Origin of the sequence: Rhizobium sp. AC44/96 (assembly GCF_001692185.1) — a bacterium.
Lineage (GTDB): Bacteria > Pseudomonadota > Alphaproteobacteria > Rhizobiales > Rhizobiaceae > Rhizobium.
The window spans coordinates 63,717-90,096 of the sequence record NZ_LXKO01000002.1 but is presented as its reverse complement, the minus strand read 5'-3'; the positions used below and the strand labels follow the sequence as shown (position 1 = coordinate 90,096).

General features: G+C 58.7%; 24 protein-coding genes, 1 tRNA gene and 1 pseudogene. 12 read left to right on the top strand and 14 right to left on the bottom strand.

Annotated features, from left to right (window positions below; translation table 11 throughout):
* Nucleotides 1-303: 303 nt before the first annotated feature.
* A tRNA-OTHER gene (locus A6U87_RS29880) sits at nt 304-416 on the top strand.
* A gap of 171 nt (nt 417-587) precedes the next feature.
* Here A6U87_RS29880 and A6U87_RS06175 read toward each other — a convergent pair.
* Nucleotides 588-3,551 carry a DEAD/DEAH box helicase gene (locus A6U87_RS06175; protein WP_083199284.1) on the bottom strand — a complete coding sequence of 988 codons (2,964 nt, stop codon included), beginning with the start codon at nt 3,549-3,551 and terminating at the stop codon, nt 588-590.
* A 315-nt stretch (nt 3,552-3,866) separates the two neighbouring features.
* On the opposite strand from A6U87_RS06175, the gene A6U87_RS06165 reads away from it, so the two are divergent.
* Entirely contained in the window at nt 3,867-4,085 is a 219-nt protein-coding gene (locus A6U87_RS06165; RefSeq protein ID WP_065690370.1) for a hypothetical protein, read from the top strand.
* Between the two features lie 370 nt (nt 4,086-4,455).
* On the opposite strand, the gene A6U87_RS06160 is transcribed toward A6U87_RS06165, so the two are convergent.
* Genes A6U87_RS06160 through A6U87_RS06140 form a run of 5 tightly spaced genes read right to left on the bottom strand, consistent with a single transcriptional unit; the run spans nt 4,456 to nt 10,433 of the window.
* Nucleotides 4,456-5,421: a glycosyltransferase gene (locus A6U87_RS06160; RefSeq protein WP_065690369.1), complete on the bottom strand. Its 966-nt coding sequence runs from the start codon at nt 5,419-5,421 to the stop codon at nt 4,456-4,458.
* Entirely contained in the window at nt 5,418-6,752 is a 1,335-nt protein-coding gene (locus A6U87_RS06155; RefSeq protein WP_065690368.1) for an O-antigen ligase family protein, read from the bottom strand. The genes A6U87_RS06160 and A6U87_RS06155 overlap by 4 nt, the downstream gene beginning before the upstream one ends.
* A complete protein-coding gene (locus A6U87_RS06150) occupies nt 6,749-7,981 on the bottom strand; it encodes a lipopolysaccharide biosynthesis protein (protein WP_141683913.1) in 1,233 nt (410 codons plus the stop codon). Before A6U87_RS06150 ends, A6U87_RS06155 begins: the two co-directional genes overlap by 4 nt.
* Nucleotides 7,978-9,081: a glycosyltransferase family 4 protein gene (locus tag A6U87_RS06145; RefSeq protein WP_083199283.1), complete on the bottom strand. Its 1,104-nt coding sequence runs from the start codon at nt 9,079-9,081 to the stop codon at nt 7,978-7,980. Before A6U87_RS06145 ends, A6U87_RS06150 begins: the two co-directional genes overlap by 4 nt.
* Nucleotides 9,082-9,098: 17 nt before the next feature.
* Nucleotides 9,099-10,433: a hypothetical protein gene (locus tag A6U87_RS06140; protein WP_158007257.1), complete on the bottom strand. Its 1,335-nt coding sequence runs from the start codon at nt 10,431-10,433 to the stop codon at nt 9,099-9,101.
* A 619-nt stretch (nt 10,434-11,052) separates the two neighbouring features.
* Between A6U87_RS06140 and A6U87_RS06135 the strand changes: the two genes are divergently transcribed.
* On the top strand, nt 11,053-12,021 hold the full coding sequence (locus tag A6U87_RS06135) for a hypothetical protein (protein WP_141683911.1): 969 nt from the start codon (nt 11,053-11,055) through the stop codon (nt 12,019-12,021).
* A gap of 364 nt (nt 12,022-12,385) precedes the next feature.
* Here A6U87_RS06135 and A6U87_RS06130 read toward each other — a convergent pair whose 3' ends face one another.
* Nucleotides 12,386-13,276, bottom strand: a complete 891-nt coding sequence (locus tag A6U87_RS06130) for a LysR family transcriptional regulator (protein WP_065690363.1) — start codon at nt 13,274-13,276, stop codon at nt 12,386-12,388.
* A 91-nt stretch (nt 13,277-13,367) separates the two neighbouring features.
* Between A6U87_RS06130 and A6U87_RS06125 the strand changes: the two genes are divergently transcribed.
* On the top strand, nt 13,368-13,613 hold the full coding sequence (locus A6U87_RS06125) for a helix-turn-helix domain-containing protein (RefSeq protein WP_065690362.1): 246 nt from the start codon (nt 13,368-13,370) through the stop codon (nt 13,611-13,613).
* A 238-nt stretch (nt 13,614-13,851) separates the two neighbouring features.
* On the opposite strand, the gene A6U87_RS06120 is transcribed toward A6U87_RS06125, so the two are convergent.
* The 4 genes from A6U87_RS06120 to A6U87_RS06105 form a co-directional block, all read right to left on the bottom strand.
* Complete coding sequence (locus A6U87_RS06120; protein WP_244499432.1) at nt 13,852-14,358, bottom strand: hypothetical protein; 507 nt, start codon at nt 14,356-14,358, stop codon at nt 13,852-13,854.
* 181 nt (nt 14,359-14,539) lie between these two features.
* Complete coding sequence (locus A6U87_RS06115) at nt 14,540-15,499, bottom strand: S1C family serine protease (RefSeq protein WP_065690360.1); 960 nt, start codon at nt 15,497-15,499, stop codon at nt 14,540-14,542.
* Nucleotides 15,486-15,965: a hypothetical protein gene (locus A6U87_RS06110; protein WP_065690359.1), complete on the bottom strand. Its 480-nt coding sequence runs from the start codon at nt 15,963-15,965 to the stop codon at nt 15,486-15,488. The genes A6U87_RS06115 and A6U87_RS06110 overlap by 14 nt, the downstream gene beginning before the upstream one ends.
* Nucleotides 15,962-16,216 carry a hypothetical protein gene (locus A6U87_RS06105; protein WP_065690358.1) on the bottom strand — a complete coding sequence of 85 codons (255 nt, stop codon included), beginning with the start codon at nt 16,214-16,216 and terminating at the stop codon, nt 15,962-15,964. The genes A6U87_RS06110 and A6U87_RS06105 overlap by 4 nt, the downstream gene beginning before the upstream one ends.
* 316 nt (nt 16,217-16,532) lie before the next feature.
* On the opposite strand from A6U87_RS06105, the gene A6U87_RS06100 reads away from it, so the two are divergent.
* Nucleotides 16,533-16,907: a hypothetical protein gene (locus A6U87_RS06100; RefSeq protein WP_065690357.1), complete on the top strand. Its 375-nt coding sequence runs from the start codon at nt 16,533-16,535 to the stop codon at nt 16,905-16,907.
* A gap of 568 nt (nt 16,908-17,475) precedes the next feature.
* Here the strand turns inward: A6U87_RS06100 and A6U87_RS29130 are convergent.
* Nucleotides 17,476-18,375: a thermonuclease family protein gene (locus A6U87_RS29130; RefSeq protein WP_244499431.1), complete on the bottom strand. Its 900-nt coding sequence runs from the start codon at nt 18,373-18,375 to the stop codon at nt 17,476-17,478.
* A gap of 430 nt (nt 18,376-18,805) precedes the next feature.
* Here A6U87_RS29130 and A6U87_RS06095 point away from each other — a divergent pair, with 430 nt between their 5' ends.
* The 3 genes from A6U87_RS06095 to A6U87_RS06090 all read left to right on the top strand — a co-directional run bounded on the left by A6U87_RS06095 (nt 18,806) and on the right by A6U87_RS06090 (nt 21,147).
* Nucleotides 18,806-19,060, top strand: a complete 255-nt coding sequence (locus A6U87_RS06095; protein WP_065690356.1) for a CrpP-related protein — start codon at nt 18,806-18,808, stop codon at nt 19,058-19,060.
* Nucleotides 19,061-19,350: 290 nt separating this feature from the next.
* Nucleotides 19,351-19,518, top strand: a complete 168-nt coding sequence (locus A6U87_RS30080; RefSeq protein ID WP_198928674.1) for a hypothetical protein — start codon at nt 19,351-19,353, stop codon at nt 19,516-19,518.
* A gap of 639 nt (nt 19,519-20,157) precedes the next feature.
* Nucleotides 20,158-21,147, top strand: a complete 990-nt coding sequence (locus A6U87_RS06090) for a DUF3991 and toprim domain-containing protein (RefSeq protein ID WP_065690355.1) — start codon at nt 20,158-20,160, stop codon at nt 21,145-21,147.
* A 414-nt stretch (nt 21,148-21,561) separates the two neighbouring features.
* Here the strand turns inward: A6U87_RS06090 and A6U87_RS06080 are convergent, their stop codons facing one another.
* Nucleotides 21,562-22,059 carry an RES family NAD+ phosphorylase gene (locus A6U87_RS06080; protein WP_065690353.1) on the bottom strand — a complete coding sequence of 166 codons (498 nt, stop codon included), beginning with the start codon at nt 22,057-22,059 and terminating at the stop codon, nt 21,562-21,564.
* Nucleotides 22,060-22,067: 8 nt separating this feature from the next.
* Nucleotides 22,068-22,418, bottom strand: a complete 351-nt coding sequence (locus A6U87_RS06075; RefSeq protein WP_065690352.1) for an antitoxin Xre/MbcA/ParS toxin-binding domain-containing protein — start codon at nt 22,416-22,418, stop codon at nt 22,068-22,070.
* A gap of 339 nt (nt 22,419-22,757) precedes the next feature.
* Between A6U87_RS06075 and A6U87_RS06070 the strand changes: the two are divergent.
* From A6U87_RS06070 to A6U87_RS06055, 4 genes and pseudogenes are all read left to right on the top strand, one after another.
* A pseudogene (locus A6U87_RS06070) lies at nt 22,758-23,452 on the top strand (ParB/RepB/Spo0J family partition protein); the annotation flags it as partial.
* Nucleotides 23,453-24,039: 587 nt separating this feature from the next.
* A complete protein-coding gene (locus A6U87_RS06065; protein ID WP_065690472.1) occupies nt 24,040-24,642 on the top strand; it encodes a hypothetical protein in 603 nt (200 codons plus the stop codon).
* Nucleotides 24,643-24,939: 297 nt separating this feature from the next.
* Nucleotides 24,940-25,863: an ArdC family protein gene (locus tag A6U87_RS06060; protein ID WP_065690351.1), complete on the top strand. Its 924-nt coding sequence runs from the start codon at nt 24,940-24,942 to the stop codon at nt 25,861-25,863.
* Between the two features lie 278 nt (nt 25,864-26,141).
* On the top strand, nt 26,142-26,348 hold the full coding sequence (locus A6U87_RS06055) for a hypothetical protein (protein ID WP_083199307.1): 207 nt from the start codon (nt 26,142-26,144) through the stop codon (nt 26,346-26,348).
* Nucleotides 26,349-26,380 lie beyond the last annotated feature (32 nt).

Below are 26,380 nucleotides of genomic sequence, written 5' to 3'. Positions count from 1 at the left end.
TGTTGAATGCATCAACTCTATTAGAGACTCCTAAGCTGATTCACCGCGTTTCGTCCATCCTGCGCATCCCAGGGATTGGCTTCGGTTTATTCGATCGATCGATATAACAAGGCCAGCCGACGGAGAAACGCAGGATCCTGGCCGGTCGTTGGTGCGTGGAGCATGCTGGAGGCTTGAGCGAGCGCACACTCAACTGGAGGAGCGAGTAACGGCAGGTCAGATTGCGAGCCCCGCTACAAACGCATCCTGAGGTCAGGCAACCCTGTTCCAGGAACAATCGTGACCTTGGCGCATTATTTGACAAGTCGGGCGTAAGCGTAATCGGAGCGCGGTGCTCTCCTTATCCTCGGTTTTCCTGAGGTTGCTTCCAGCTTTCGAGCTGTGACGCGGGGTTCGAATCCCTGCCCCGACTGCCAATACACTCATCAAATCAGCTCGCACAAAAATCCTCTGCCGAAGGATGGAATGCCGACGCCCGCAGGTGCGGCGGAACAGAAGGTCTGTCGTCCATGAGACAACCTTCGCAAACCTCAGCTGGCCCGTTCAAACCGACAACTCAGAGCTCGAGCTGCTTCTCCTGCCGCTTTCTAAACCACCAAACGAAGGTGTGGCTTGTGGTGTGGACTGCGTGAAAATAGCGCCCGCGCATCGGCCTCGTCGACAAGCCAGTCCCTGCCCTGGCCCAGCATCCACGCATCCCGGCTGCTGTCCTGGAACCAGTTCGCCCGATTGCCGATGACATAAAGTCGTCGTCTGGCGCGCGTCACGGCGACATTCATGATATTCGGCTTGGCAAGCGCCCAGGATATGCTTTCGGCATCTGACGCACCCAATACCAGCAGCACAATCTCAGCCTCTTTTCCCTGAAACGAATGAACAGTTCCAATCGACCGTTCCGCCCACTCCTCGACGACATCAGGAGCGGTATGACCGAACATCGTGGGTGCATTCGCCAGTAAATCCTCCCTGATTCCCAGCGCAACCTTCCGGAACGGCGAAATCACGAAGAGATCAGGCAACTGGCCTCGATGTTGGGGTGGGCGGCACTCCGCGAGGCGGGACATGATGTAGCAGGCCAGAGCACCCTCCTCAGGCACATAGAACCTGTCGGGCATCTCGGATGCACCACGGACGTTGAACCATGCACTCTCGGGCCCAAAGGCGAGCCGATCGTTGCCGACTGGGTTCTCGGCCTGAAGCGCGTTGTTGACCAGAACCATCGAGTGCTCGTAAGCAAGAGCGTTTGAGATGGAGAACATCGGCTCGATGCACCGGCGGTGGACCAGTAGCGGCGCTCCGATCCACTTGCCGTTCCGCCTCGCGCCAAATGGATTGATCCGATCGGCCAGTGTTTGCAGGGAGCCCGCCTTGCTTCTGAACTCCCGCGGGATGCCAAATCGGCTCGCCAAAGCATCGTCAACGGAGCTGCTGATCGCGGAGATCGGCTCCAGTTGGAACGGGTCTCCGATAACGATGGTGCGTTTGGCTCGAGACAGGGCATCAATCGCGTGATGGGCGGCGGCCTGTCCTGCCTCATCAACGATCAGCCATGGTATCGCGTCGCGTCCCAAGCTTGCGAAGACATTCGCGAACGAGCAGAACGTCGAGGATACGACCGGAACGAGGAGGCTGAACGTACTCCACAGATGGACGGCCGACGATGGCGAACCCCCTGTTTCGGGATGCGCGATACGTTCGGTCCATGCGCGAAGGTTGGCGCTGATAGGATCCCATGCGCCAGCGATGAAGGATTGATGTAGCGCCATCGCCGCGACGAAAAGATCGGCACGTGCGTCCTCCAGAGCCGTCGACGTGCCGACCAGCATCTCTGCTCTTGCACGTGGATCGGCATCAAGAAACTCGGCCGGCAAAACAACCTTCCCAAGCTCCTCACGCGCTTCCTCGATCTGCCGCTGTGACGCGGCAATGATAGGATGGGACGCGGCCTCCATTGCCTCAGCCTGGCTCATGGCCAATGAGCCATTGCGAGCCGATGATGCTGTTACCACCGGTGGCCGCGCACCAGCCGCCTTTTGAAGTGATCCGAATTCGTCGGCCGAACGCGCAAGCTCGTCGAGACGAACGTGCTTTGCCTTGAGGTCATCCACTCTCGCCTTCGCGGCCCTGTATATGGCGCAGGCCTCACCCCAATTGCGAGTGCTGAGATCGTCGTCATCAGGGCATCCGTCATCGATCAGCTCAGCGACAGCCGACGCGCACCGATCTCTATTCTGCTTGTTTCCGAGCGGCACCGAAACCGAACCCCAGGCAGGCGACGTGACCTGGTGCTGAGCGAGAATGCGTTCGGCGAGTTTCGGCAGATAGTTCAACTGCTTGCCATACCGTTCGCCGATCTTCGACCGCTTGGGAAGCTCGAGCGTCAGGTTGTTGACCGCGCCATTGTTCGAACTCGCGACCGCGATGATGAAATCGTGGAGAGCACTGTCGATCTCGAAGGTGGACCCATGGTCGCTGCCGCTTGCGGTCGCCTTGAAGGCGTCGAGCGGGTTGTCGAACCTGAGCAGGATTTCAGCGCGACGGCTGATGATCTCGGCGACGACATCCATCACTAGGGTTGTCTTGCCGGTTCCCGGCGGCCCATTGATCGAGAATATCCCCTCTCGCGAGGTCCGTGCGAACAGTTCGTTGACGGCGACCTGCTGGTAAGGTGACAGCGAAAAGTCGGAAGGCCATCGTGCCGAGGGATAGCGGTGTGTCTCGAGGCGTTCCAGGACTGTATCGTCGCATCCCGCGTCGAAGTCGGACTCGGCCGAAGGCTGGGTCAGCAGATCCCATGCACCACCGATTACCAGGCAGTCCTCGACATCTTGACGCAGCTGTCGCAACAGGCCGGGATAGGCATTGCCGAACAGCCTGGCGTCTCTGATCTTCCTCGCCTTCTTCCCTTCTTTGACAGGCTTTGAGCGCGAAACGACGACGCATTTGACCGACGGTCTGAGATCCGGCGGGAGCTTCAGAGCGATAAATGCCTGATCGGCAAGCGCTTCTGCTATCGCGAGCGGCTTCGCCCGCGTCTTCAGCCTGTTCTTGAATTCGCCCTCCAGGAGGTTCGTATATTCCGTGAAGGTAATGGTGGAGGATTCGGTCGCGGTTGCGAGATCGAAAAGGAAGCGGCTGACCACCAACGAGCCTTTTTCCGCCGCGTTCTTTCCCGAGACAGCAAAGCTTCCGGCGAATGTGAACCGGTCGTTATCTACGAGGTCAGGTTCTCTGGAGTCTTGATCTGGTCGCCAGCGCTGAACAAGCAGGCTGTCGCATCCCCGCATCGAAGCGACACCGAAGCGCACGAACTGCCGGGTTGTTTTGGTTTCATCTCGCATCGATGGCCAGGGATCGCGATCGCTTGAGACATGCGTGACGACCACATTAGGAGCCAGTTCGCCATCGTCTTCTGCGATTGGGGCGCTATAGCGTTCGATGTTCTCCCAGTATTCAAGCAGTTTCAGTATCTGCCCCCGAGGGGCTTCGCTGGAGTGCGCCTTACCTTGGAGCGGATGATTCCCATCTGGAATGGGCATTGTATCTACCATGCGAAATGCCCCTACCGTGGAATTGAAGCGCACGCGGTGAAGACAGGTCTCCTGTCCGGCTGGGGCGACCAGAATCGGAAAACGCGACCGGGGAACCTTGCTCAAGGTTCGGTTGCCGTGGTTAAAAACGAGTTAATCGTGCTGTGCTGACCTGTCTGGACGAGCTGTGTCCGGTGCCGATCAGAGGCACGGCCGCTACGTGAATAGGGCGTGACAGTCGCTTGTAGAATAGACGCTGTCGGAATTTCGATACTTGTAGTCTCGGATGAGCCTAGAGTTCAGGCCTTCTGCAAGAAACAATCGACTGGACAGTGCATGAAAGCCTTAGAGTACAGGGCTGCGGTTGCCGTCACAGGTTTGAATGCCGCAGATATCAAGACGCTTTTTGGTGCGGAGCCGGTGACCCATCTGGCCTGGGCGGAAGGAACCGAAGTTATTCCGCGTGCTGTAGCGCTCGGCCTTCTCCTGATGCTGGTGACCAACACCAATGTCCGGCAAGCTGAAATATTGGTTTCCGATATCAGGCGACTATAGCCAACCACGTCAGCGGAAAGTATCGCCGTCAGACGCCTCTCCATCGCTCTGCCCACCCTTTCAGTGCGGATAGGAGATATTACCACGGCAAGGTCGCTCAGCCTCGGGCTTTTGGCGGTCGCATGTGATCTTTGACGAGGGGAAGTGTCGCGCAATCGATGGTTGATACTCAGGTCATCTCGACCTTAAAGGTTCTTGATGGATGGCAGTATTATCTTCCGAGGGACCCACTTAACGGGTATTTCTGGCGTCATTTCATTTTTGTTGTCGTTCGCCGCAAGATGACAGGTCTGCGAGTGCATTGATCGCCTATCTGTGGCAGGCAATATGCGGACGCAAGCGCAGGAAGTCTTCGCGATTTGCGTATGGCTCAAGTTCTTCTGGCTCGAACGGATCCGACAAGGTGTTCGATCCTGCGCTTTCCTTGCTCGGGCATGAGAAGCGATACCAAGGTGACCGCGGCGCGCCGGTCTGTAAGGAAGATCATTGGCCTAATTCGAAATACGCGCTTCAGAAGATCCCGCGCCTTGGCTGTTCTGCCGGCGAGCGCGGCTTTCCGCGCGGCAATTCTATAATGTTCGGCCCGCGCCCGCGCGATCAAATCGCGAGGGAGTTCGCGCATCGATGACTGAATGATGTCCAGGGCGGCGTCGATCTCCCTCACGAAACGATCGACATCATAAGACAGGCTCGACTTCCGCATTCTGTAGAACGTCAGGGGGATGGTCAGGCCGACAGCAGAGGCGTCTGTCAGCCAGAGTATACGGCACCACATTTCATAGTCTTCACAGCTACGCAGATCCTCGCGAAAATCGCCTGCGGTTTCGAAGCACGAACGCCGCACGACCGGTGTCGAGCCGTTTCCGACGTGATTTCGCAGGATCATCTGATGCAGCGTCGGCTTTATCTTGTCGGGAGATTGTACCTTGCCCGTAGGTCGGCCATCTTCCTCCAGAAGTTCCGAGGCCGAGAAACTCAAGCCAATCGTTGGGTCACTGTCCAACAGGGCAATATGAGCTGCGGCCTTGTCGGCTCGCCAGAGATCGTCACCGTCAAGGAAGCCGATATACTCGCCCCGCGCCTCGGCAATTCCCCTGTTTCTGGCCGCGGACAATCCGCCATTGTCCTGGCGAACGATCCTTAGTCTGGTATCGCTTCGCAGTGCTGCCAGATCCGCAATCCTCGTTGAGGTGGCGTCGGTCGAGCCGTCGTCCACAACGATGACCTCAAGGTCGCGGAACGTCTGATCCAGCGCGGATTCAAGCGCGGGCACGATGAAATCGCCGACATTGTAGGCCGGGATTACGATGCTAAGACGCGGCGAATGTTCAATCATGGATGACGTCCTTGTGCGCTTGATGCGGTGAGCAGCGGGGAAGATTGTGTTTGTTCACGTGGCTCCAGAGCGCCACCGATAAACGCGAAGATGTATGAACACGGCAACGTGATGCTGAAAAGCGACTCATATTTGCAGAAGAACAACAACGTCAGCGACAGGAGGAGCATGACAATGACTTCGTCGCGCCTTTCGCCTGCTTCGTCGAACAGTCGCATGAGGCCGCTTGCGAGTGTCAGGGCAATTGCGATCACGAAGCTAGCTAAGGTGATTACACCGCCGGTATACAACAGGCCGTAGATCGTGGAGTGACTGCCGATCGGCAGGATCTCCTTGGGATGGACCGACGGTCCGATCCAGCCGTAGCCAAAGATCGGAGACTGGAGAAAGCCTTCCCAGCTCTTCTCATAGATCAAGTGTCGCGCAAGGCTCGACCCGGCGCGCACGCCATCGATCCGATCCTGAACGGACATGAGGGCCCCGGGCCAATCGAAGCCAGCGACGCTGATCGCAAACAAGGCGAAGAGTGCCGAGAAGATGAACATGAGCTTCAGTCTGAACGACGCCTTGAGCCATACCCATCCAAGGGCACACAAGACCAGCGCGCCTAGCGACAATCGGCTCCAACTGAACACGACCGCAATCAAACCGCCGGTCATGCCCAGCAGTCGAAAACGCAAATCCTTCTCGAGTAGGCTGATAAGCGTGATGCCGATTCCACCGAGGCCCAGAGCGGTCGTGTACGGATAAAAGAGGATCAACCGCGTGACCTGTTCGCCGAAGGTCTCCTCGGGAATGTAGATTGCGAGCGATCCGTAAAGCTGGGCAGAGATACTGTTAGGGGCAATCAGCATCGGCAGCGTGTACGGCAGGACCAGCCTCGGCAAACCCAGCGAAACACCGACAGCACCGATCAAGGCAAGGACAATAACAATCCCGCCAAGTATCGAAACCGCACGGACCACAGAACGGCCGGAAAGACCGTGCGCGGCACCCGCCCAAATGGCAAGTCCACCCATGATCCATCCGAGAACACCGAAGCTGACGAGTTGGATGAAGCCTTCGCCTGGCTGCTCGCGCCACACGCCAGCAAGAATGGATGCGATAAACTGAACGGCGCCGATGCAAATCCAGCTGATCGCCACTGCACGTGCCAGCAGTCCCATAGGCGCCCGCTTGAAAGCAAGAACAGTGATGACGATGGCCTGGACAAGCGTAAGGAGGCCGAGCGCCCAGAACACGACCGTGTAGCGCAACATTCCTGCGTACAGGCTCTGGTCAGCCGTCAGCCACGGGAATATTGGCCTGGACGCAGCCGTTTGAGCCTTCATATCGCCTCCTCCACTTTGAGCGCAGCAGGACGAATTCGCCGGTCACCCAAGACCACCGCAAACTCGATGATCGCGCACAGAATGAAGAACGAGGTAAACGCGAAGACATGGCCCACCAGCCCGCCCGCGGCCGTTAAACCGCCAATGAAGGCGAAGCCTGCAAACGCTCGCAGACTGCTGAGGCGATTGGCGATTTTAATGCGACCTTTGGCTTTCAGGAACATTTCGGCGCTCACCACGAAATAGCGCGCTGGTGCCGAGGCCATCAGAATTGCCGTATAGAGCCAAAGATCCGGTTTGTGGAAGATCGTCATGCCAGCAGGAACGGCCACCGCAGTGACCGCGATGCCGAGCAGTGCACTCAACAAGAGCATCGAACGGACGACGCGGCGGAAGAACGCGTCATCGCCCGTGACGAGCTTCGGATAGACGGATTGGAGACTTGCCCAGCCTGGGGTGTCGCTTGCCGTCATCAGTTGCCGGCAGATGCCGAGAACGCCCAGTTCACCGCGCCCGAGAAGGTGTGAGCAGAGCAGGACCAGAAGGTTGTCACCGAGCACCAGAACGCCGTCTGCAAAAAGGTAGCGAATGCCGGCACGCATCTGCGTCGGCGCCAGTCGGATGGCGGCGTTAAAGTCGTGCGGCAAAAGAGCGTAGGCGATTGTGATGCCGAGGAGCCTGAAAGCGAGAATGCAAACACAGAATATGCTGAAATCGTGGGAAAAGGCACCAGCCAACAGCCCCAGGGCATTCAGTCCTGGCGGGATGATGGTGTGCGCCATCTTGTTTTGTACGACCTGTAGCGCGTTGGTCACATTGGACTGGGAAAAGAAGATTGACGAAAGCGCTATGGCGGCGATTTGAAACTGCTCTTCCTGGCTATGGCCGACGGCCAGTCCGAAAACGACTGCAAGGAGCAGAATGGCAGGCAGCGAGACGACCGCCGAAATCAACCCCAGTGAGTTCAAGACCGAATTCGTCTCTTTTATCTGCGCGAACCTGAAGTGCAGGCCGAACGTTCCGCATAGAGCCACCAGAGTGATTGGGACTGCGGCAAGCGTAAGCGTTCCCACGGCATCCAGGCCGTAACGATGCGCGACGATGGCCGTGAGCAGAAACCCGTTGGCATTTTGCAGCAGTCGCGAACCGATGTTCATCAGTGACGAAACGTCGCCGCCAAAGATACGATCGCATAGCTTTTGAAGGACGGCAGGCGCTTTCAAGGTCACAGCTTCCCCTCGTAGAGCCGCCCCGGCACCGGCAATGGCCGCGTCACGACGCGATCGTAGACGTCGCTGTAGCTCCTCGCGATTTCTGACCAGGTCGGCCAAGTCGGGGTAGCAGGAACGGCGCCTGCGGGACGCGACAGGGCTCGCGACAAAGCCTCTGTGAGCCCGGACACGTCGCGGGGCTGGAACAGGATAGCCGAGTTTCCGACCACCCTCGTGTTCTCGGGAATAGCGCTGACGACTGTGGGAATATCGTATGCCATGGCTTCCAACAGCGCCATCGACATGCCCTCGAGGTATGACGGGAGAACGAACAGAGCCGCATTGCTGTAAAGCTCCTGCAGATCGGCGCCGCTACGGTGGCCAACGAACATGACATTGGGGCCAGCAAGGCCCTTCACGTGGTCTTCGTAGTCCCGCTGTGGCGCACTGCCAGCGATAACGAGAGTGACATCGTCGCCCAGCCTCTTATGTGCCTGGATGAGATCGTGGCACCCCTTCTCCAGCGTCAGTCGGCTGGCAAAGAAGACGTACCGGCGGCCCGTAAGACCCAATGCCTTCAGAAGCGAACCCGGAGGCAGCTTCTTTACGACAGGAAGCCCATTCGGAATGAACGAGGTTCGCAGATCGTGGCGTTCAACGAAGTATCGGCGAAGCTCTTCTGAAACGACTGTAATGCGATCAGCATAACGGACGATGGAGCGCTCTGCGGTCGACAGGCAGGATCTGGCGATTGGTCCCCACTTGTCCCTGCGCTGGTCTAGCCCGTGAATCGTGACCACCGTTGGCTGTCGAAGCAATCGTGTTGCCGCAGACAAGATGCCCGGTCCAATGGCGTGAAGATGGATAACATCATATCGACCTGCTGCCAGGGCGAGCGACACGACGCTGCGGGAGATGGTTTCCGTATGCTTGCCGGCAAGACCTGGGACCTTGATAACGTCAAGACCCGGCAGACTGCTGGTCGTCGCCGACGGTGCCGCGAAGACGTCGACAGTGTGCCCAAGCGCCACGAGCTCCGGGCAGACCGCATCAAGCACTCGCTCAATGCCACCATATGAGGTTCCGAGGCCCCTTGAGCCAATCATCGCGATTTTCATGCTGAACTCCCGCGACCTCAGGCAAACCAGCGAAGCGGCTGACTTCCCGGGCGACGGAGCCACCCGAGCGTCAGGATGGCGCCGAAGGAGAAGAGTGCGAGCATCATCCCACTCGCCGCGATCAGCAGCCTTTGGCTCGTCGGGCGCTGCGGTGCCTCTGGCGCGTCCACGAGCCTCACATTGGAGAGGCGGGCCTCTCTTACGGCCTCGGCCGCCTTGCGTTCACTGAGCTTGTCGAGACCAAGGGCATACTGGCGTTCCAGTATGTCTCGGCGCAGCGTGAGATCATGCAGCGTCCCTTCCTGATCGTTCAACGTTCGCAATTCAGTCTCGAGATCGGAAATCCGCGATTTCATCTCGGTCCGGCGTGCACCGTCCGCGCTCAATGCCTGTTCCAGCTCATCGGATTGTTTGCGCAAAGCGTCAGCCGGATCACCTTGTTTGGTCGCGACATCGCCACTGGCTGCACGCCTGGTGCGGTCGGCGGGCGACGCATCCAACTGGTCGAGGATGGTTTTGTGCCGGGCCGTTGCATCGGCGATAGCAACGTCAGTCGTGCGAAGGTTGTTGTTGAGATCCGAAAGGTGCCTCAGCAACAGGTCGCGCTGCAGGTTAAGGTCGGAAATCGCATACCGCTGCCGGAATTCCGCCAGCCCCGCCTTGGCAATTTGCAGCTCGTCGCTCTTCGTCTTGATCTGCTGCATGAGAAGCGTCGTTTGCGGATCGGCGAAAAGGACTGCCCGGCGCGCGAAATACGCATCGATCAATGCCGACAAGAACTGCGCTGAAAGCTCAGGATCGTAATGTTCATAGGAGACAGTTATGATGTTGCCGCTGCGCCCGCTGTCGATCCGAAGGGACTTTTCCACGGCACGACGAGCGCGGAGCATCGCCGCCTCGTCGTCATCATTGTTGTCCTGTGGCACACCGGAGATGAAATCACGGGCATAGCCGATGGCGGACTTGACGGGCGACGACCGGCCCGTGGATGCCGGGTACAAGATGTGAGGATCGATGCTCGTGATAGCCGCTTTGATCACGGTCTCGCTGCCAAGGATGTCGCTTTCTGCCGACATGTAAGCATCGCGGTCCATCGCCGGTGCGTTCGACGTATCCGTGCTACCCGCAGTAGGTCGTGCAACGTAGTCGTCGGACAGGAGAACAAGGAGATCGGCGCTTGCGCGGAACTTCGCTGGGGTCAGCTGAAGCGCAATGAGCGTCATCGCCAGGATCGACAAAAATGCCAGGGTCGCACCAACAAGATAGCCCGGTTTGAGCTTGAACACCTGCAGCCGAGCGGGTCGACTCGCACCATTGCCGTCTATATTCGCCGAAGATTTATAGTAATTCATGCGAAAACCTGACTGCCTATGCATAGTTATGTGCGTTGCAATATAAAATGCCAACCCACCATTTTTACTTCTCGTCTAAAGTGCGAATTCATTCAGTCTGTTAGAGGTATTTTATCTTCATGTTAATAATTTAATAACTGAGTATTGGCAATACAGATCATCTGAATGGCGTAGGTATGCTTAGTTGTAGGGAGGTATTGGGATTTATACGTTGTTATAGTTCTGGAGCTCGGTGCGTCCCGTGCCTGGAGTATCTCCAGGCAGCAGCTCGCTGAGCCGCCGCTTGTCTCAATAGCTTTCGACGTCTTCCCCGCTGCATCAAGCGCCTTTAAAAGCAACTGACTCTGTGCACAAACGTCAGTCTTGCCCGCAACAGTGATGGGAGGATGAAGACTGGTCGAAACACAATCTCATTGCTGGATATTGGATAGGTTGGTCAGTATTCTGTTTGGATCAACCGATGTATGAAGGCATTCACGGACAACCATCCCTGTGCCCGGGAAACCGCATGATATGGCAATGGCTTGTGCGGTGCGCCGCGTTCTTCTATCTTCTTGGTGCGGCGACGACCGCAGTTGGCGAACCACTGTTTGGAGCCGGCTCTCCCTGGAACCGTAAGGTGCCAGCGACTGCAACAATTGGTTCAACGAATGTCGCGGCCGGTCTACCTGTCGGCCTGGATACCTGGGATCCCAGCGGTAACTGGGTTGTTCCTTTCTACACGACAACGGAAGCCGATCCGAAGGTGCGTCTCCTCTACAATTCCCAAGCCTGGGCTGCGGTGCATGCAGGAGCCTGGCGGCGGTCGGGCAACGATGCAAGCGTCGAGGCGGCAATTCTAGCGACGTCTTCCGACATCTTTCCCGGCCATGGCAACGTCTTTTCATCGACCTCGGCCTCCGACTGGGTCACGCCGACATCCTACCGCAGGGCACCCCCGGCAATGATGGCAGGAGCGACGTTCCATGTGCCCGCTTCCGGTTTTCGACCTGCCGCCGGAGCGGATGGACACATGGCGGTGCGCCAGCCATCGGGAGACGTTCTGGAAACATATGGTACTATCGTCCTGTCCGATCGCACCATCGTCGCACTATCCTATGCGACTACCGACGCCAGTGGGTCTGGAGATGGCGACGGAGGACAAAGCGGCCAGACGGCATCGATGTTGCCCAGCTATGCGGGAGCGGTCCTCGACAGCGAAATCGGATCAGGCGTCAATCACGCAATGGCCATTACTGTCCCGCCAACGCTGCTGGCGCCGCAGTTTGTTTATCCCGCCTATGCCTTCGATCGCGATGCTCTGACCAATCCACTCCCCTACTCGGGCGTCCTGCCGATGGGAACGAGGCTTGCGTTGCCTGCGGATATCAGGGTCAGTGATCTGCACCTGATCACGGCTGCGGGCAGAAATATTGCAACTGCGGCGCAACAATATGGCTTTCTCATCGTCGATCGCGGAGGCCGGGGTATTACGATCCGCGTCAGACCAGCGGCAAAGCCGTCGGTCCCTGCCCTTCATGCCTTTGACGCGCAGTTGAACCACGACCTTGAAGAGATATTCGCCCGTCTCAGGGTCGTCGTGTTTTGAGTGGCAGCTATTGGATGGCGACCGTCGGTTCGAACAAGGCGAGATAGTACCGGAGATAAAACGCCCGTAAGTCGGCCCCGCTGCCTTTCAACGCACTCGAGTAGGACTGCAAAAGTGGCACGGTGGACGATGGCTGCAGTCCGCGCAGCTTTGCCGAGCTTGCGGCGGTTATGCTCCACCTTCCGAGCGAACAACAATCAATTTTTGTAGGTGCCGCGCACGTTCTGATACCGCTTATACGGATGACCCATACCAGGTTCGGCCCCGTTTTTTATTGAGGTGCGGCCTGCTGCAGCCCGGCGCTGGTCGATGCGCCAAGTTCGGAGGAGCCGAAATGCGGGGGCACGGGCCGTAAGCTTGACCGTCACCGCGCCGCCCGCACCATGGACTTGGCAATCTCGACGATGTCATCACGCGATGCGGTCGGGTCTTCCCGGTTCCAGGCAATGCCGAGCCCAATCCTGAAATCGATCCCCCTCACCTTCTTCAGGACAAAGGTGCGATTGGGAATGTCCTTCGTCCATTCCGGCGCAAAACCGATACCGAGACCGGCGGAGACGAGTGACACGAGCGAATAGGTGTCATCGCAGCTATAGGCGATGTTCTTCGTCAGATCGTATTCCTCGAACTTCTCATTGAAATAGCGCTCCGTAAAAGAAAGGTTCTGACGATTGAAGGCAATGATCTTCTGGTCGCGCAGATCCTCGATCGAGATCTCGTCGCGAAGAGCCAGTGGACTGCTCTCTGCCACGGCCAGCAGGTACTTCTCATGGGCAACCGAGAAGAAGCGCAACGATCCGATGTTTTCGACGGGGCGGATGAAGCCAAGATTGATCTGCCCTGTCTCCAGACCACGGATGATATCGCTGGTATTGCCCGAGGCGATATGGATTCGGACATCTGGAAACTTATGCGCGATCTTGCCCAGGAACACCGGCAGCATGCCCATGGTGGCGGGATAGACGGTTCCGATCTTGATCTGACGAATACGACTGCCGCCGGCGGCCCGTGTCAGTTCGGCGGTCAGGTCCATTTCGCTCAAGATCCGGACCGCCCGATCATAGAAGGTGGCCCCTGCCCTTGTCAGCTCGACCCGGCGGGTCGAGCGGATGAACAGTGGGCAACCCAGTTCCTTCTCCAGCGCCATGACATGATTGCTCAAAGCCGGCTGGGCGATGCACATCTTCGCCGCCGCACGACCGAAATGCAGCTCCTCGGCAACGGCTTTGAATAAGGAAAGTTGGCGAAGTTCCATGGCCTGGCAGCTCACGTTGAAAATATCTGAATTTAAGATAACTGAAAATCAGATATAACGAAACACCCATCTCTTCGAAGGTGGGTGTTTCATGGTAAAGACTCTGGGTAGCGAAAGACACAAGGCTCTTATCGAACTGCTCGTTAGAAGCCGGGAGACAGCCGGTCTCACGCAAGCGGACTTGGCAGCCGGACTCGGCGAATACCAGTCCTTTGTTGCTCGCTTGGAGAGTGGCCAGCGTCGGGTAGACGTTGTTGAGTTTTTGGTACTGGCAGACCTGCTCGGCTTCGACGCCGTTGAAGCGCTTCGAGATATTGCGCGAATTCCCGCACACTGAGGCGAATGGTCGCTACGCTCAGGTGTCCGCGTTCGGAAGATGCTTTTCGCGACCGAGAAGACAACCCCGTCCACTACGCCGGAATAGTGGTGCCCGCCGAGACGTTCATTGCTCGTGCCAGCCACTGAGGTATAACCGCTCCGCCATTTCCTTGCCTCGCTCGGCTGCGGCTACGGGGCCCTCCTCCAAGCTCCGGTCCAGTCGGGTCAAAACCTGGAACCCGACGTGCAGGGCCAGATCACTCAGCCTCCTCACCCGTCTTTGGAAACAGCTGTGTGATGTTCGAACCGTTCGACATGAGCGCTACCTTCTTCGTGCGAAGGTTGGTTTCGCCGCCCGTCTTCAAGATCGCAGCAAAACCTTCACGCTGGCGATAATAGTCGGGCTTGGCAGGCAAATGCAGATCAAACTCCCCAAGCAATCGGTCGATAAGATCAAGCGCCTTGCTCGCCAGTTCCGCGTAGCCCTGCTGGCGTCTTTCGAAGAACCTATCGTAGCCAGGGCTTGCAAGATCAAGGGAATCCAGCGCGTGCGAGAGGTTGCTTACCCTGTTGGAGAGCCACATGATCTCATCGGACAGCTCATCGCCAAACAGGGCCCAGTCGGCATCCCTGGGCAAGGCGAAGACTGGCTCCAGCGCGTGAAACGCAAATTCCCCCTCGTCCATCGGATTGAACGCTGGGCTGTCATGAACAGCAGCGTAGCTGGCACCGACAAAATCATCCAGAGCCAATACAGTCAGCATCGCCAGGCTCCTGGCCCCCGCCCCGGAACCGCGGCTGCGTGCACCTTGGATCGCGGCAAGTGTAAGAGCCCCGGCCGCGAACGAGCCACAACCAATCACGGCTCCCATTGCCATGATGACCTGGGTGGTTTCGAAGAACTGCGTCAATAGTCACCTCATTGAGTGGGAGATGTGGATTGCATCAAGAAGGACGCGCAGACGGAATCAGCACTTTCCGGTCCAGTGTGCCTTGAACTGAGAAGATAAGAAACTCTGTCTCCTGACCGATCCGGTCGCCATCGAGCAGCCTGACAACATCGTCGATCCCGCCGACTGCTGTGCCGTTGATCGCCAGCACCAGATCGCCTTCCTGAAGCCCAGCCCGCTCCGCCGGGCTATCCGGTTCGATGCGTCTTATCCGCACCGAAGTCGTCTGTGTAAGGCCCGCGTTCAAAGCGATCCTTCGATGCAGGTCAACCGTGTCGGCTGCAATGCCAATGTAGCCTCGGCGAACACGTCCGAACCGCAGCAATTCCGATACAACGTAATTCGCCGTATTGGACGCGACCGCGAACGCGATGCTCTGCGCCCCGCGAATAACGGCCGTATTGACGCCGATGACCTCACCCGAGGAGGACACCAGCGGCCCGCCGGAGTTGCCAGGATTGAGGGCCGCATCCGTCTGGATGACGTCATCGATCAATCGGCCATTGGACGCCCGCATGGAACGGCCGAGCGCTGAGACGATACCGGCGGTCACCGTCCATTCGAAACCAAGAGGATTTCCGATCGCAATAGCGACATGCCCGCGCCGCAGCCGCCTGGAATCGCCAAGCCGGGCCCATGCGCCAACGCCAGTGTTCGCACGGATAAGGGCGATATCGGTGTCGGGATCACGACCCAGGACCCGGCCTTCGGTCGTCAAGCCTTCCGCTGTCTTGATGCGTACCGTTTTGGCATCATCGACCACATGGTTATTCGTGACGATGAGACCGTCGGGAGAGATGGCAAAGCCTGAACCATGTCCACCTCTGCCCTCCATTCGCTCTATGCGGCTGACGGCCGGTCCGACAAGATCCACCGCACCGGCGACCGTTTTGGAATAGATGTCAGTCAGCTCCACCTCATCGGCGGAGACAGTATTCCCATCAATGATACCCATGCTGTTCCTGGACGCTGTCAAGCGTCTTTGGCTGAGGACCGGCAGCCGCTGCGTTGCGAGGAGCTGTCAGCCAATGATTAATGTTGCACATTAAGGTGAGATCGGCAGGCAACCAGTTCAAGGGCGCATGATGATGGCGCCTGAGGTCGCGCTCAATCCGTGCGACTAGACGTTGGCTGAGAGCGCCAGCGCCCGGAGTTGTCTGATTTCGTCTGCGACGAGTAGTAGCGTTGCAGCAAGCAGGGACGTCAGGTACCGCATCGACCTCGGGCACCATCGTCTCGATCTGCGCCAACACCTTGGCGGATACGGGCGCCGCTTTGTTGTTCACCAACAGGGTTTCCTGAAGAGCTTTCGTTGTGGCGATCCCCCGCTCCAGCAGACGGCGGCACTCCAAGGGCGTCACGCTTGAAATCTGGTTGGCCGCGACGATCAACTCGGTGACGAAGTCAGTCGTCTGCGTCACAGGCGTGTCCTCTCGACAATGACCACCTGGATGAGGCCACCTTTCGAACCGGGCATCATGTCCCGGACGCTGGTCAGCGCCGCTATCCGTTCGCCTGAAGACATCACACCGTCAAGTACACCGTCAATCCATGCGGTATTTTCATCCTCATCCCTGAAATCGCTCTGGTGGCGTTGTATCTCCCCGCCACGTTTGCCGGCACGTTGCCCTTGCCGCTTGGCGATATCATACCAGTCGTTGCCTTGCGTCATTGCGTGCCCAGCATCCGTACGTGGTTCCAAAATTCGAGTGGCTTATCGGCCGGAAGCCTCGCAGCTAGCCGTTTTGAACAAGCTATCCAGTCGCCATCTTCGCGACGATGCAATACTACCAGACCAACTTCCGCTTGGTCTCCAGTCATCACTGGTCGAACACGATGCGGTCGGCACCTGACTGGCGCCCCGTCGCCAGAGAGTTGCCAGTCACCGCAGGGTCATTTCATCCCGATTGCTCTTTCCAAGAGCGACCGAGCTCATTGAAAAGGGGGGTCACAATCACGATCTCCATAGTGAGATTGGAGCCACAAGAATGCTGTACCTCTTCCTTGCCATTTGCGTCTTGACCAGCACATTTTTCATTGGGCGTTACTTCGCCGCAAAGACCCGACTGGTCGAAAAGGCAATCGAGGAAACCATTGAGCGAAAGCTGTCGGCGTCGCCGGTGAGCATCGAGCTGATCCGTTTGAGGGAAGAGAACGGCGTTATGCGCAACCTGCTGATCGATATGGTGGAGAACGAGGCTTCGCTTGCAGTCGCAACCAGGATGTCGGAGGTCGAAAGGAACCGCGCCATAAACGCGCGAACGACGCGACGGAAGGAAGTGTTCGGTGAGGCGATACTCGTGCTTCAGCAATCCGATCAAGGACGCCCGGCGCCTGAGAGACAAGCTCCCTGGCGAGCCTAGGAGCGGGTCCTCGTAGCCGCTTCCATGGTCCGGTAGGCGAGGCTGCCTGGATCCGGCTCAGCTCGCGGTTCGCACGTTCCTCGTTCACCTATCAAAAGCCTGGCTGGTTGCCGTTCAAGCCGACGACCACCTCAAAGAGGGTTGATCTCTCAGGGCACCACCATCGATGTTGATCTTAGATGCATGTTTACCAATGCCGCAGATCGGGACGCTAAGCCGGATGCAATTTGTTCTGACTTAACACATGTGCCGTAGCGTCGCCGCATCAGTCGGTGAGGTAAGGCGCATGAAACGGTATGAGATCGAGCAGGCCGGCGAGCACTGGGAGGTGATCGATCGAACATCGGGCTTGCCCTTCAAAGGCGGATCAGCAGGTCCGCAGAGTAGATTGGAAGCACAAGCTCTCGCCGATCTCCGAAACGGTCTGAATATACCGACGCGCGATAAGGTTCGGTCACGCCTCAGCGTAATTCGCCTTACGTGGCGAGCAATTGTTGGCCGGAGCCGATAGCTCGCCTCTTCTCCTTCGCCTTCGGATAGGTGGTTCGCGTTCAAGTGTTTCAGCGGGTCAACCACACCAAGGGCGTGGTGTTGGCGGACAGCCACTCACGCCACAGACGAACGGCACGGCTAGCCCTTCGCCAATCAGTGTCTCACCGACGTCGCGGCCATCAACCGTCAATCTGCCGCAGCTACGGCCATAGTTGCATTTCTTCGTGCCCTCGGTGCCAGGCCGGCAGGAGCAGGCAACAAGTGTAACATCTGTTGAGGCAGCTGCCGCAACCAGCTCATTTAGTCTCTCCGAGGCGCGGTTGCCCAATGCGGCTTCGCGGGAGCACTCTGGTTCGAACTTTTCCGGCGTGTTGAAGCCGACCAGTCGGACCCGCGTTCCATCCTTCAATTTGATCGTATCACCGTCGGTGACCGTAAAGCCCATATTGCCCGACGCTGCTTGAGGAGCGGCGGGCTCCTCAACCGTGGAAACGACCGGGGATCTGCCCGACGTAGCAGTCCCGCGGTCCAAAAGGCTTTCGATAATACCGACGACCAGCACCAATGCCACCAGGACAAGCGTTGCTCTCCCGCTGAGGAACGGAAGGCGGCGCGAATAGCGAGGCCGAAACGGGTTTCGGGGTGGAAGTGGATTGCGGATTCGAAGAGGGTTCTGCGGGAACGGGTTTCTCCCGGTTGGGCTTCGAGGACGACGTCTGATAGCTAGCGAAGGGCGAAATGGCTCCGGGCGGGAACCTTCGGCATCAGCCCGAAACACAGGCGTGACCACCGTCGCCATTGTCAGTCGCCTCAACATGGCCAGTTGCTTCTCACTCAGCCTGGTCCGCACACCGTACCGACCAATCTTGTCGCGCATATCAATGAGAAACCGTCGCTGCCACTCGGTTGGTTTCCCGTCGCAGAGGATCTCTTCGATACGGCTTTTGAAGTGAGCAATTTCAGCCTCGCTAAGCATTTCCCATCCCGGTTCGGCGATACGCGACAACCCACATTAGGTTGAAGGCCTTAATAATCGCTCAGACCTCAGATTGAAGTTCCGAAAGCTGAGCAAAAGCCCACGGAGCAGGGGCGCTGGTTTGGGCTTGGCCGCATCATCTGGAACACACATCCGCTACGCCATCCCTGATGATCCTTTTGATCCGTCTACTCGTATCAACTCGCACCGTTACTTAGCATCGACCTCGGAAAGTGAGATCCTCGGCTCTCGTTTGCGATGGGTGCCAGCGAGCTCCAACGGTACCCATCTCGAAGGCAGGGTCTTGTCCCCAAACGCAGGACCCTGTCCTTCTCGCCTTTCTCCAACTTGTCGTTAAGCCACGAGTTAAATTAGGAACCTCTTGCAAAGCAACCTCCGAATGATAGTTTGGCTTTTCAGGGGATATACTTTGACGATAGAAGAACTGATTGATTTGCAGGAAGCTGGGTCACGGGCGCGAGTGCTCGGGCTTGGCTCACACGAAAACCCCTACCTGAAGTCGGACGTGCGACCGTTGGACAACCCGCGCACCCATGAAGACTGGCAGGTTCGCGTCGAAGCCTGGAACTTCGGCTGGGAGGCAGAAGACGCAAGCCGTGAAGGCCGCATGGTGAGCTTCATTTCCAGCCTGATCCGGCACCACGAACGAGGGGCAACCGCGTAGGTCTCCACAGAGCTCGGTAAGGGAGTTCTCTGATGCGCTGGCGGAGGCGCCGACAAGGACACGCTCAAGACCCAGTGACAAGGTGACAGCCCTGCTGGGAGCAAACCAATCCCGCTCTCATGTGATGGCGTCCTGGCCCTGGTCCGGATCTTCCACGATCAACCCGCAAGGGGTCCGCTAGCTCCGCTGCGGCCGCTCGAGGCTTTGCCCTCGCGGTGATCGCGCCCGTCCCCGTGCCTTTTTGGGAGCCATCGAGCGGGATTGGCCCGCTCCCGGATGGAGCTTCTCAAATGTCGCACGATCTTAGTCTCGCACAATCCTACGCCTTCCAGCTTTCCCGCGACCTCATGGTCCCGGTCACCGTCTTCGAAGTCGACGGCGAATACGGTGTCCTTCCGTCTGATGACATCGACGCAAGCGATGACCTTGAGATCATTCACGAATACGAGCCATGGTGATTTATGCTCACCTGCCGATACGCCGCCCGCAGACTGGGCGGTTTGCACATGGTCAGAGGTCGTGGGAACGACACATTTCTGTCTGGAGGTCGATACAGTGTGCCGAAAATCTCGACTGGCTGCCTCGCTGACAAGGCCGACTGCATCTCTTGCGGCAGGCGCCGCATAGCGGAATCCAGAAACACAAAAGCTCCCCGTGGGGAGCTAAGTGTGCATTTATTTCTTTAGGCTCCCAAGCCGCCCGCGCACTTTCGGTAGACCCCCAGGGGTCCTCAACAAGAGAGTGCACAGGGCATATATTTTTGCGGGGAGCTTGGTCAAACCATAATACCAGTCCTCCGGTAATTTCTAGAGGGAACTGCTATGCCCGGTTACCGAGCGGTGGCGGCTCGAATGCCATATAGCCATGGGCGGCTCATTGAGCCGCCCATTCTCTCGTCTGGGACGCCCTGCCTGCCGCTTGCGAGCCGGCGGCTGCAAGGGACGCTGCGCCGCGCCTGATGCTCTGATTGTCGGATCCTGCAATTGCCAGGCGCGCCCTTGCAGCCTTTGCTCTTCGCGGCCTTCCTAAGCTGTCCCGCGATAGTGACGGGAAGAAAAGAGATGAGGGCCGGCCGCCGGTGCGACCGGAAAGACAACATGAAGAGAAACGAAATAGAACGGCTCAAGGACACTGTGGGTTGCCAGGTGTTGCTGGAGACATCCGGGTTCGCCCTCGACGTCAAGGAAAGCACCAGGCGCGCGATCAAATATCGTCGTGGCGGCGAGATCATCATCGTCACGCATTCAGGGCGCGGATGGTTCGATCCTCTCGGCGACGAAAAGGGAGATGTTTTCGGTCTGGTGATCCGCCTGCAAGGCCGCGACTTTCCGCGTGCATGCGCCCTGGTCGCAGAACTTTCAGGTTACCGGGCTACGGAGGAAATCTGGCATGGAGAACACTCCGAGTCCGAAAATCGCGCCTCGATTGCCGAACAGTGGGCACGCCGGCCATCGCCATGGCGGGGCTCGGCCACCTGGCGCTATCTCCGCTGGCAGCGTTCACTACCTGCACCCATCATCCGAGCCGCGATCAGGCAGGGTGTCCTTCGCGAAGGGCCGTTTGGAAGCATGTGGGCGGCCCACATCGACGACCAAGGCAAGGTCAGCGGATGGGAGGGGCGCGGCCCTGAATGGCGTGGCTTTGCGACAGGCGGAGCCAAGATCCTGTTTCGGCTCGGCGCCACCCATGCAACGCGGCTCTGCGTAACCGAGGCCGCAATCGATGCTATGAGCCTCGCCGCGATCGAAGGCATGCGTGACAACACCCAATATCTGAGCACCGGCGGCGGCTGGGCTCCGGCGACTGCGACAGCCCTGCGTGAGCTTGCTGACCGCGCGGATGCGCACCTCGTGGCCGCGACAGATGCCAATTCTCAGGGCGATGCGTACGCGGACCGCCTTCGCCTACTGGCCGAGGATGTCGGCTGCTCGTGGCTTCGGCTCCGGCCGACCTCCGATGACTGGAACGACGTGCTGAAGCAAAGGGAGAAGGACAAGGAAGCAAGAAGGAAGGAGGGGCGAGACGTGTCGCCCTCTCGCCGCTCCGATCAAGCAGACCTTCGTCCGGCTGCGCCAGCACCGAAATGACGAGCCATAGATCGATACCGAAGATCTTCCAAGAAACGGCCAGGCGCCAGGAGATATTCTCGTTCTTCTTCGTCATGGCGCTCGCGGGATGGCAGAGCTTTGCATTTGCGGAAGAGCTTTGTGAAAAACGGCGCCGATTGCGCGACGTTGATGACGAGGTTGCCAGCACGCCGTCGCCTGAATCGTCACATGTTCTATAAGCAGCGCAGCGAATGCATAGCTGCATTGCACAATAAATGTTTTCCAACTGGTCAAAAATCAGGCATAAAGCCTACAGCTAATGCAGATGGCGGTCTTCTCCCAGTTCCGCCGCAGTAGCTGTTCCCCTCTGGAGGTTTTTGACCTTCACACTTTATGGGCCGCGTTTTCGCTGGCCCATTTTTTTTGGCCAATGCCTCCTGCGAGGCTGCACGACTAACGCGACAGACGACCATCGTCATCAATGAGCCTGATGCTGCTGGGCAACGCGTTGCTCCATGTCCATAAAACCAAATTGAGATCCTGCGCTGTTGCCCCATGCGCGAAGCTCGAAACGAGCAGTCCCTGATAGCCGGCGAGCGCCAGTCTCCTTGCGAAGACCTGCGTTTGTGCCGCTCCGTGTGCCTTCATCTCGTCGCGCCATGCCGGATCGGCAAGCGCGGCCGGATTGATACCTTCGGCATCCAGGGCATCACGGTTTCGGCAATCGAAGACGCGTTCCACTTCCGCTTCGTAAGAGACAAGCGTGGTGGGTTGCAGGGCTCCTACCTGGTTGGCTTCGCGCAATGCCGTCATCACCGACAATGATGTGTAGAGTGCTGGAGTTCCTTTTGCGTTGAAGCGACCACCATAAAGCTCTGCTCCACGACCAGATAGCGGCTCGCGTGCGTGCACCGGGTTCAATGCCCGATAGAGAGTTCCCTTGAAATGCATCTAGGCGATCACGCGTGGATGCCAGCGTCGACAGCGTCGATATAGTCAAGAACGTCGTCGGCGCGACCGTCCCTCACCAGTTGCATAGCCGTCAGGCCAGAAAAACCAGGCAGTGGTTCCGACCGATACCAGGCGTAAGCCATCAGAGCCGAGCCGAAACGTGGCTCGACTTTGTTGATGATCTCAGCGACTTCACGCAGGCGCCGTTGCGTCTTGTCCGAACGAATGCGATCCTTGCGTTGGATAGCATCCCGCCCCAAGCCCGCCGTACGGGCAATTTCCTCGCTTGTCGTGCGCAGAGCCTCCGCGAATTTGCGCGGCGAGAAAATGCCCTTATCTGCATATTGTGCAAGACTCATATCGCCACCTCTCAATCTCCGTTGCCGAAACTATTGACGCAATATAGCGTCAATATGAGTGTTTTACAAATGGGGAGGCCGGATGAATAGGAAAGTGATAAACAGAAGAAGTCGCTAGCAGCGGTGCCGGTCAGCGTCGCCGAAGCTCAATTGCGACCTGCTCATCCCGGCTACTCGCCCATCGCAGGACTTCAAGTCCCGCGTGCGCTTCGCAGCAGGGCTGCTCGGTCGCAGTTGCGCCGACCCGGCTACCCCAGCGCTTCGGGAGATGTCTTCGCAAAGGAAGAAGACAGGAAGGAGCGGCAACCGAGCCGCCCCGCATCCCAAAGGAGCGTTTCAATGCACATTATCACGATCGACCCGCGCGCCTTGAGCGACAACCCCGACGATATCAGGCGCTCGAAGTCCAATCCGCAAGCCGACGCCTTGCTGCTTGCCACCGTGAAAGCTGTCGGCATCATCCAGCCCCCCGTGGTCTCGCCGCAGCTAGACGGCGGAAACGGCTATGTCATCCAGGCCGGTCACCGGCGCGTGCAGGCCGCGATCTGCGCGGGCTTCGAACAAGTCGAGGTCCTCGTGAAGGAGGCCTCCGACGACAACGGTGCCATGCGATCGATGGTCGAAAACATTGCGCGTGAACCACTAAACCCGGTCAATGGCTTGGTATCGAGCGCCTCGTTGCGCTCGGCTGGACTGAGGAAGCAATAGCGGTCGCTCTCGCTCTTCCCGTTCGCCAGGTCCGCAAGCTCCGGCTGCTTGCCAACGTCCTGGCCGCGATGCTCGATCAGATGGCCAAGGGCGATATGCCCAGCGAGCAACAGCTTCGCACGATTGCGGCCGCCTCGCTCGAGGATCAGAAGGAGGTCTGGAAGGCCCACAAGCTGAAGAAGGGCGACACGGCGCAATGGTGGCAGATTGCCAATAGCCTGTCGAAGACCCGCATGTTCGCCCGCGACGCGAGCTTCGGCGACGATCTTCGCGAGGGCTATGGCATCGAATGGGCCAACGACCTCTTCGGCCCGGCCGACCAAGAGGCCTCGATGAACGCCGACAACGAGGTCACCGGCGCGCTCGACGATCACGAGGCCGATTACGGGATCGCAGGCGAGTAACCTCGCCGGACTTACGTGATCCAGTGCCGTCGGCGCTTGCACGGCGGCGGCACTTCGCACCTCACGACGTCTTATGCCGACGGCATCCGGTATTGGACCGCCCATCGCCGGAGGGAAACCGCAGGCATGGGACATCGGAGGGCCAAGCGGCCTCGGCCGAACACGCCGAGTTGGGAAAGGCCTGGAGCGACGGGGGCTTGAACATTTTCCTTGTTGCCGACGATTGCGTGAACCCGTGCCGGTCTGTCCTTCGGTTTGGCTGTGGTCTGAACCAGCGTCCGTTCGCTTCAAGGCCGCGTTCCGCGCCGCGTGGCGGCCGGATCCCTTCGTCCTGCGCAGAGCAGATCCGCTTGGCTGTCGCAGGGCTACGCCCGCTCGCCCGCACATCGGCTCCGCTGGTCCTGCCGCGCCCGGGCCTTGAAGCGCCCGTCTTCCGCCGGTTCGGGGCGACCGCACCGAAGGGCAATCCGGCACCGGGCCGGAACCACTTCGGGATGAAAGGAAATGACATGGCCGCCAAGCCCCCAACCAATCCCCGCCAATCCGCCCGCCCGACTGGTCGCATTGTCCAGCTCCGCAAGGGCGCCACCATCGAGATGGTCCGGCTGACATGCCCGGACATCGATCAGGCCCTCAAGATCGCCGAGAGCTTCGGGAATGCAATCGTCGACAGCGACGGGATCCGCGATCTTCACGAGCGCCTGATCAACGAGACGGCCGATGCTCTCAGCGAAGGTCTGGGCGAGCGCGCCATGCAGATCCACCTGCAGCGGATCGTCGGTGCATTCGTCGGCTCGGCGCATGGTGCCGGCCAGTTCTACAGCAAGGCGGTCACCGAGGCGCGCGATGCCACGGCCAAGGCCGCAAACGACGCCCGGGACGAGGATCTTGACGGTCCCGTCGGCTATGACAGCACCGCCCACCGCAAGCGCGAATTCGCAGCCGACATGGGGATCCAGGCCCACGCTCTGCGCATGGCGTCGGAAGGCGCCGTTGATGCATACAGGCAGATCGTCGGCGACAGCTGGAAGCCCTTTGACCGTCCGATTGAAAACCCCGGTCATTCCGTCGACCGCAGGGCGGCCGCGGCACAGATGTCTGCCTTCGAATGACAGCATCACGGCGGGGCTTCGGCTCCGCCATCTCAATTGATCCAAGGTCGGTCCTTTCGGGACGGCCCCTTCTCTTTTGGCTTTCTCAGGAAAGAAGAGGAGGAGAGGATTTTGGTCTGACCATGCGGTCCGTCTGGGGCTTCGGGCCTGCAGGAGCCGCCGGCCGCACGCAACGCCTTCGCCGTCCTCCACTTCGTTCCGGCCGTTCCGGTGCATGTTGCCGGCTCGTTGGCTCCTGCCCATGGCCTCCGCGACGGGGCCGCGATTGGCGCGGCTCCAGAAGAGTGGAGAAGACAAATGAACAAGAAAGTCGAAAGTCAGCGCACCGATATCTATTCACGCATTACTGACCGTATCCTGGAGGAGCTTGCCAAAGGCGTGCGTCCCTGGATGAAACCATGGAGCGCTGCAAACGCCGGCGGCCGGATCACCCGACCGCTCCGCCACACCGGACAGCCCTATTCCGGCATGAACGTGCTTCTTCTCTGGTCAGAACAGATGTCACGTGGCTTCGCCTCGTCGACGTGGATGACGTTCAAGCAGGCGCTCGAGCTTGGCGCGGCCGTGCGAAAGGGGGAGACCGGATCGACAGTGGTGTTCGCCAGCCGCTTCACCAAGTCGGAGGCTGATGGAAAAGGCGGCGAGGTCGATCGCGAGATCCCTTTTCTGAAGGCCTACTCAGTGTTCAACGTCGAGCAGATCGGCGGTCTTCCGGATCACTATCATTATCGGCCGGCGCCACCCCAGGACCCGGTCGAGCGTATCGAGCAGGTCGACCGCTTCTTCCGGAATTCCGGCGCGGTAATTCGTCATGGCGGCAATCAGGCATTCTATGCGCCCGGCCCCGATCTCATCGAGATGCCAGCTTTCGAGATGTTTAAGGATCCGGCGAGCTATTATGCCACGCTCAGCCATGAGGCGACACACTGGACGGCGGCAAAGCACCGCCTCGGGCGAGATCTGTCGCGCTACAGCAAGGAAAAAAGCGAGCGTGCCCGCGAAGAGCTGATAGCCGAGCTTGGCAGCTGCTTCCTTTGCGCTGATCTTGGAATCGCGCCGGAACTTGAACCGAGGCCGGACCACGCGTCCTACCTTCAGTCCTGGCTCAAGGTGCTGGCCGACGACAGGCGCGCCATCTTCCAGGCGGCCGCTCATGCCCAGCGAGCCGTTACCTACCTTCATGACCTACAGGTCACCGGAACTGCTCACGTTGCGGCTTGATGCAGGCTTTAAGCGATGTGGGGCTGATCGCACCCGGCAAATCGGCGAGTGCGATCACGTCATTTACAGCAATGCCGTATGGCGTGGTTGTTGGTTTTAGCGTTGCCCAACCTCTTCGAGCGAAATCGAAATTCCGAACGAGGTGGTTGCTGTTCCATTAGCTATCTATCCCAGCGGTTGCTCCGCCTTGTCCATTCTTGACGGAATCGGGCGGGGCGCTACCTTTATCGGGGCTGGAGAATATGCCGATGCCCCCGCGCGTGGATGAAAATTTCCGAATGTTGGCCGAAGCGGTGAATGCCTGGTTCGACTACTACGAAGTCGAACCACACGAGCAGACATACGATGTACTATCGACGGCTGCACTCTCGCTCTTCGACCAAGGCCACCGCAACCTCGACGATCTGTCAACGATGCTGATCGGCACTTACGTGGGCCGATGGGCCGTACTGGTCAATGCGCCTTCATCCGATGGCGTTCACTGAAAAGAGCCTTCAGGGACGAACCGGTCATTTGT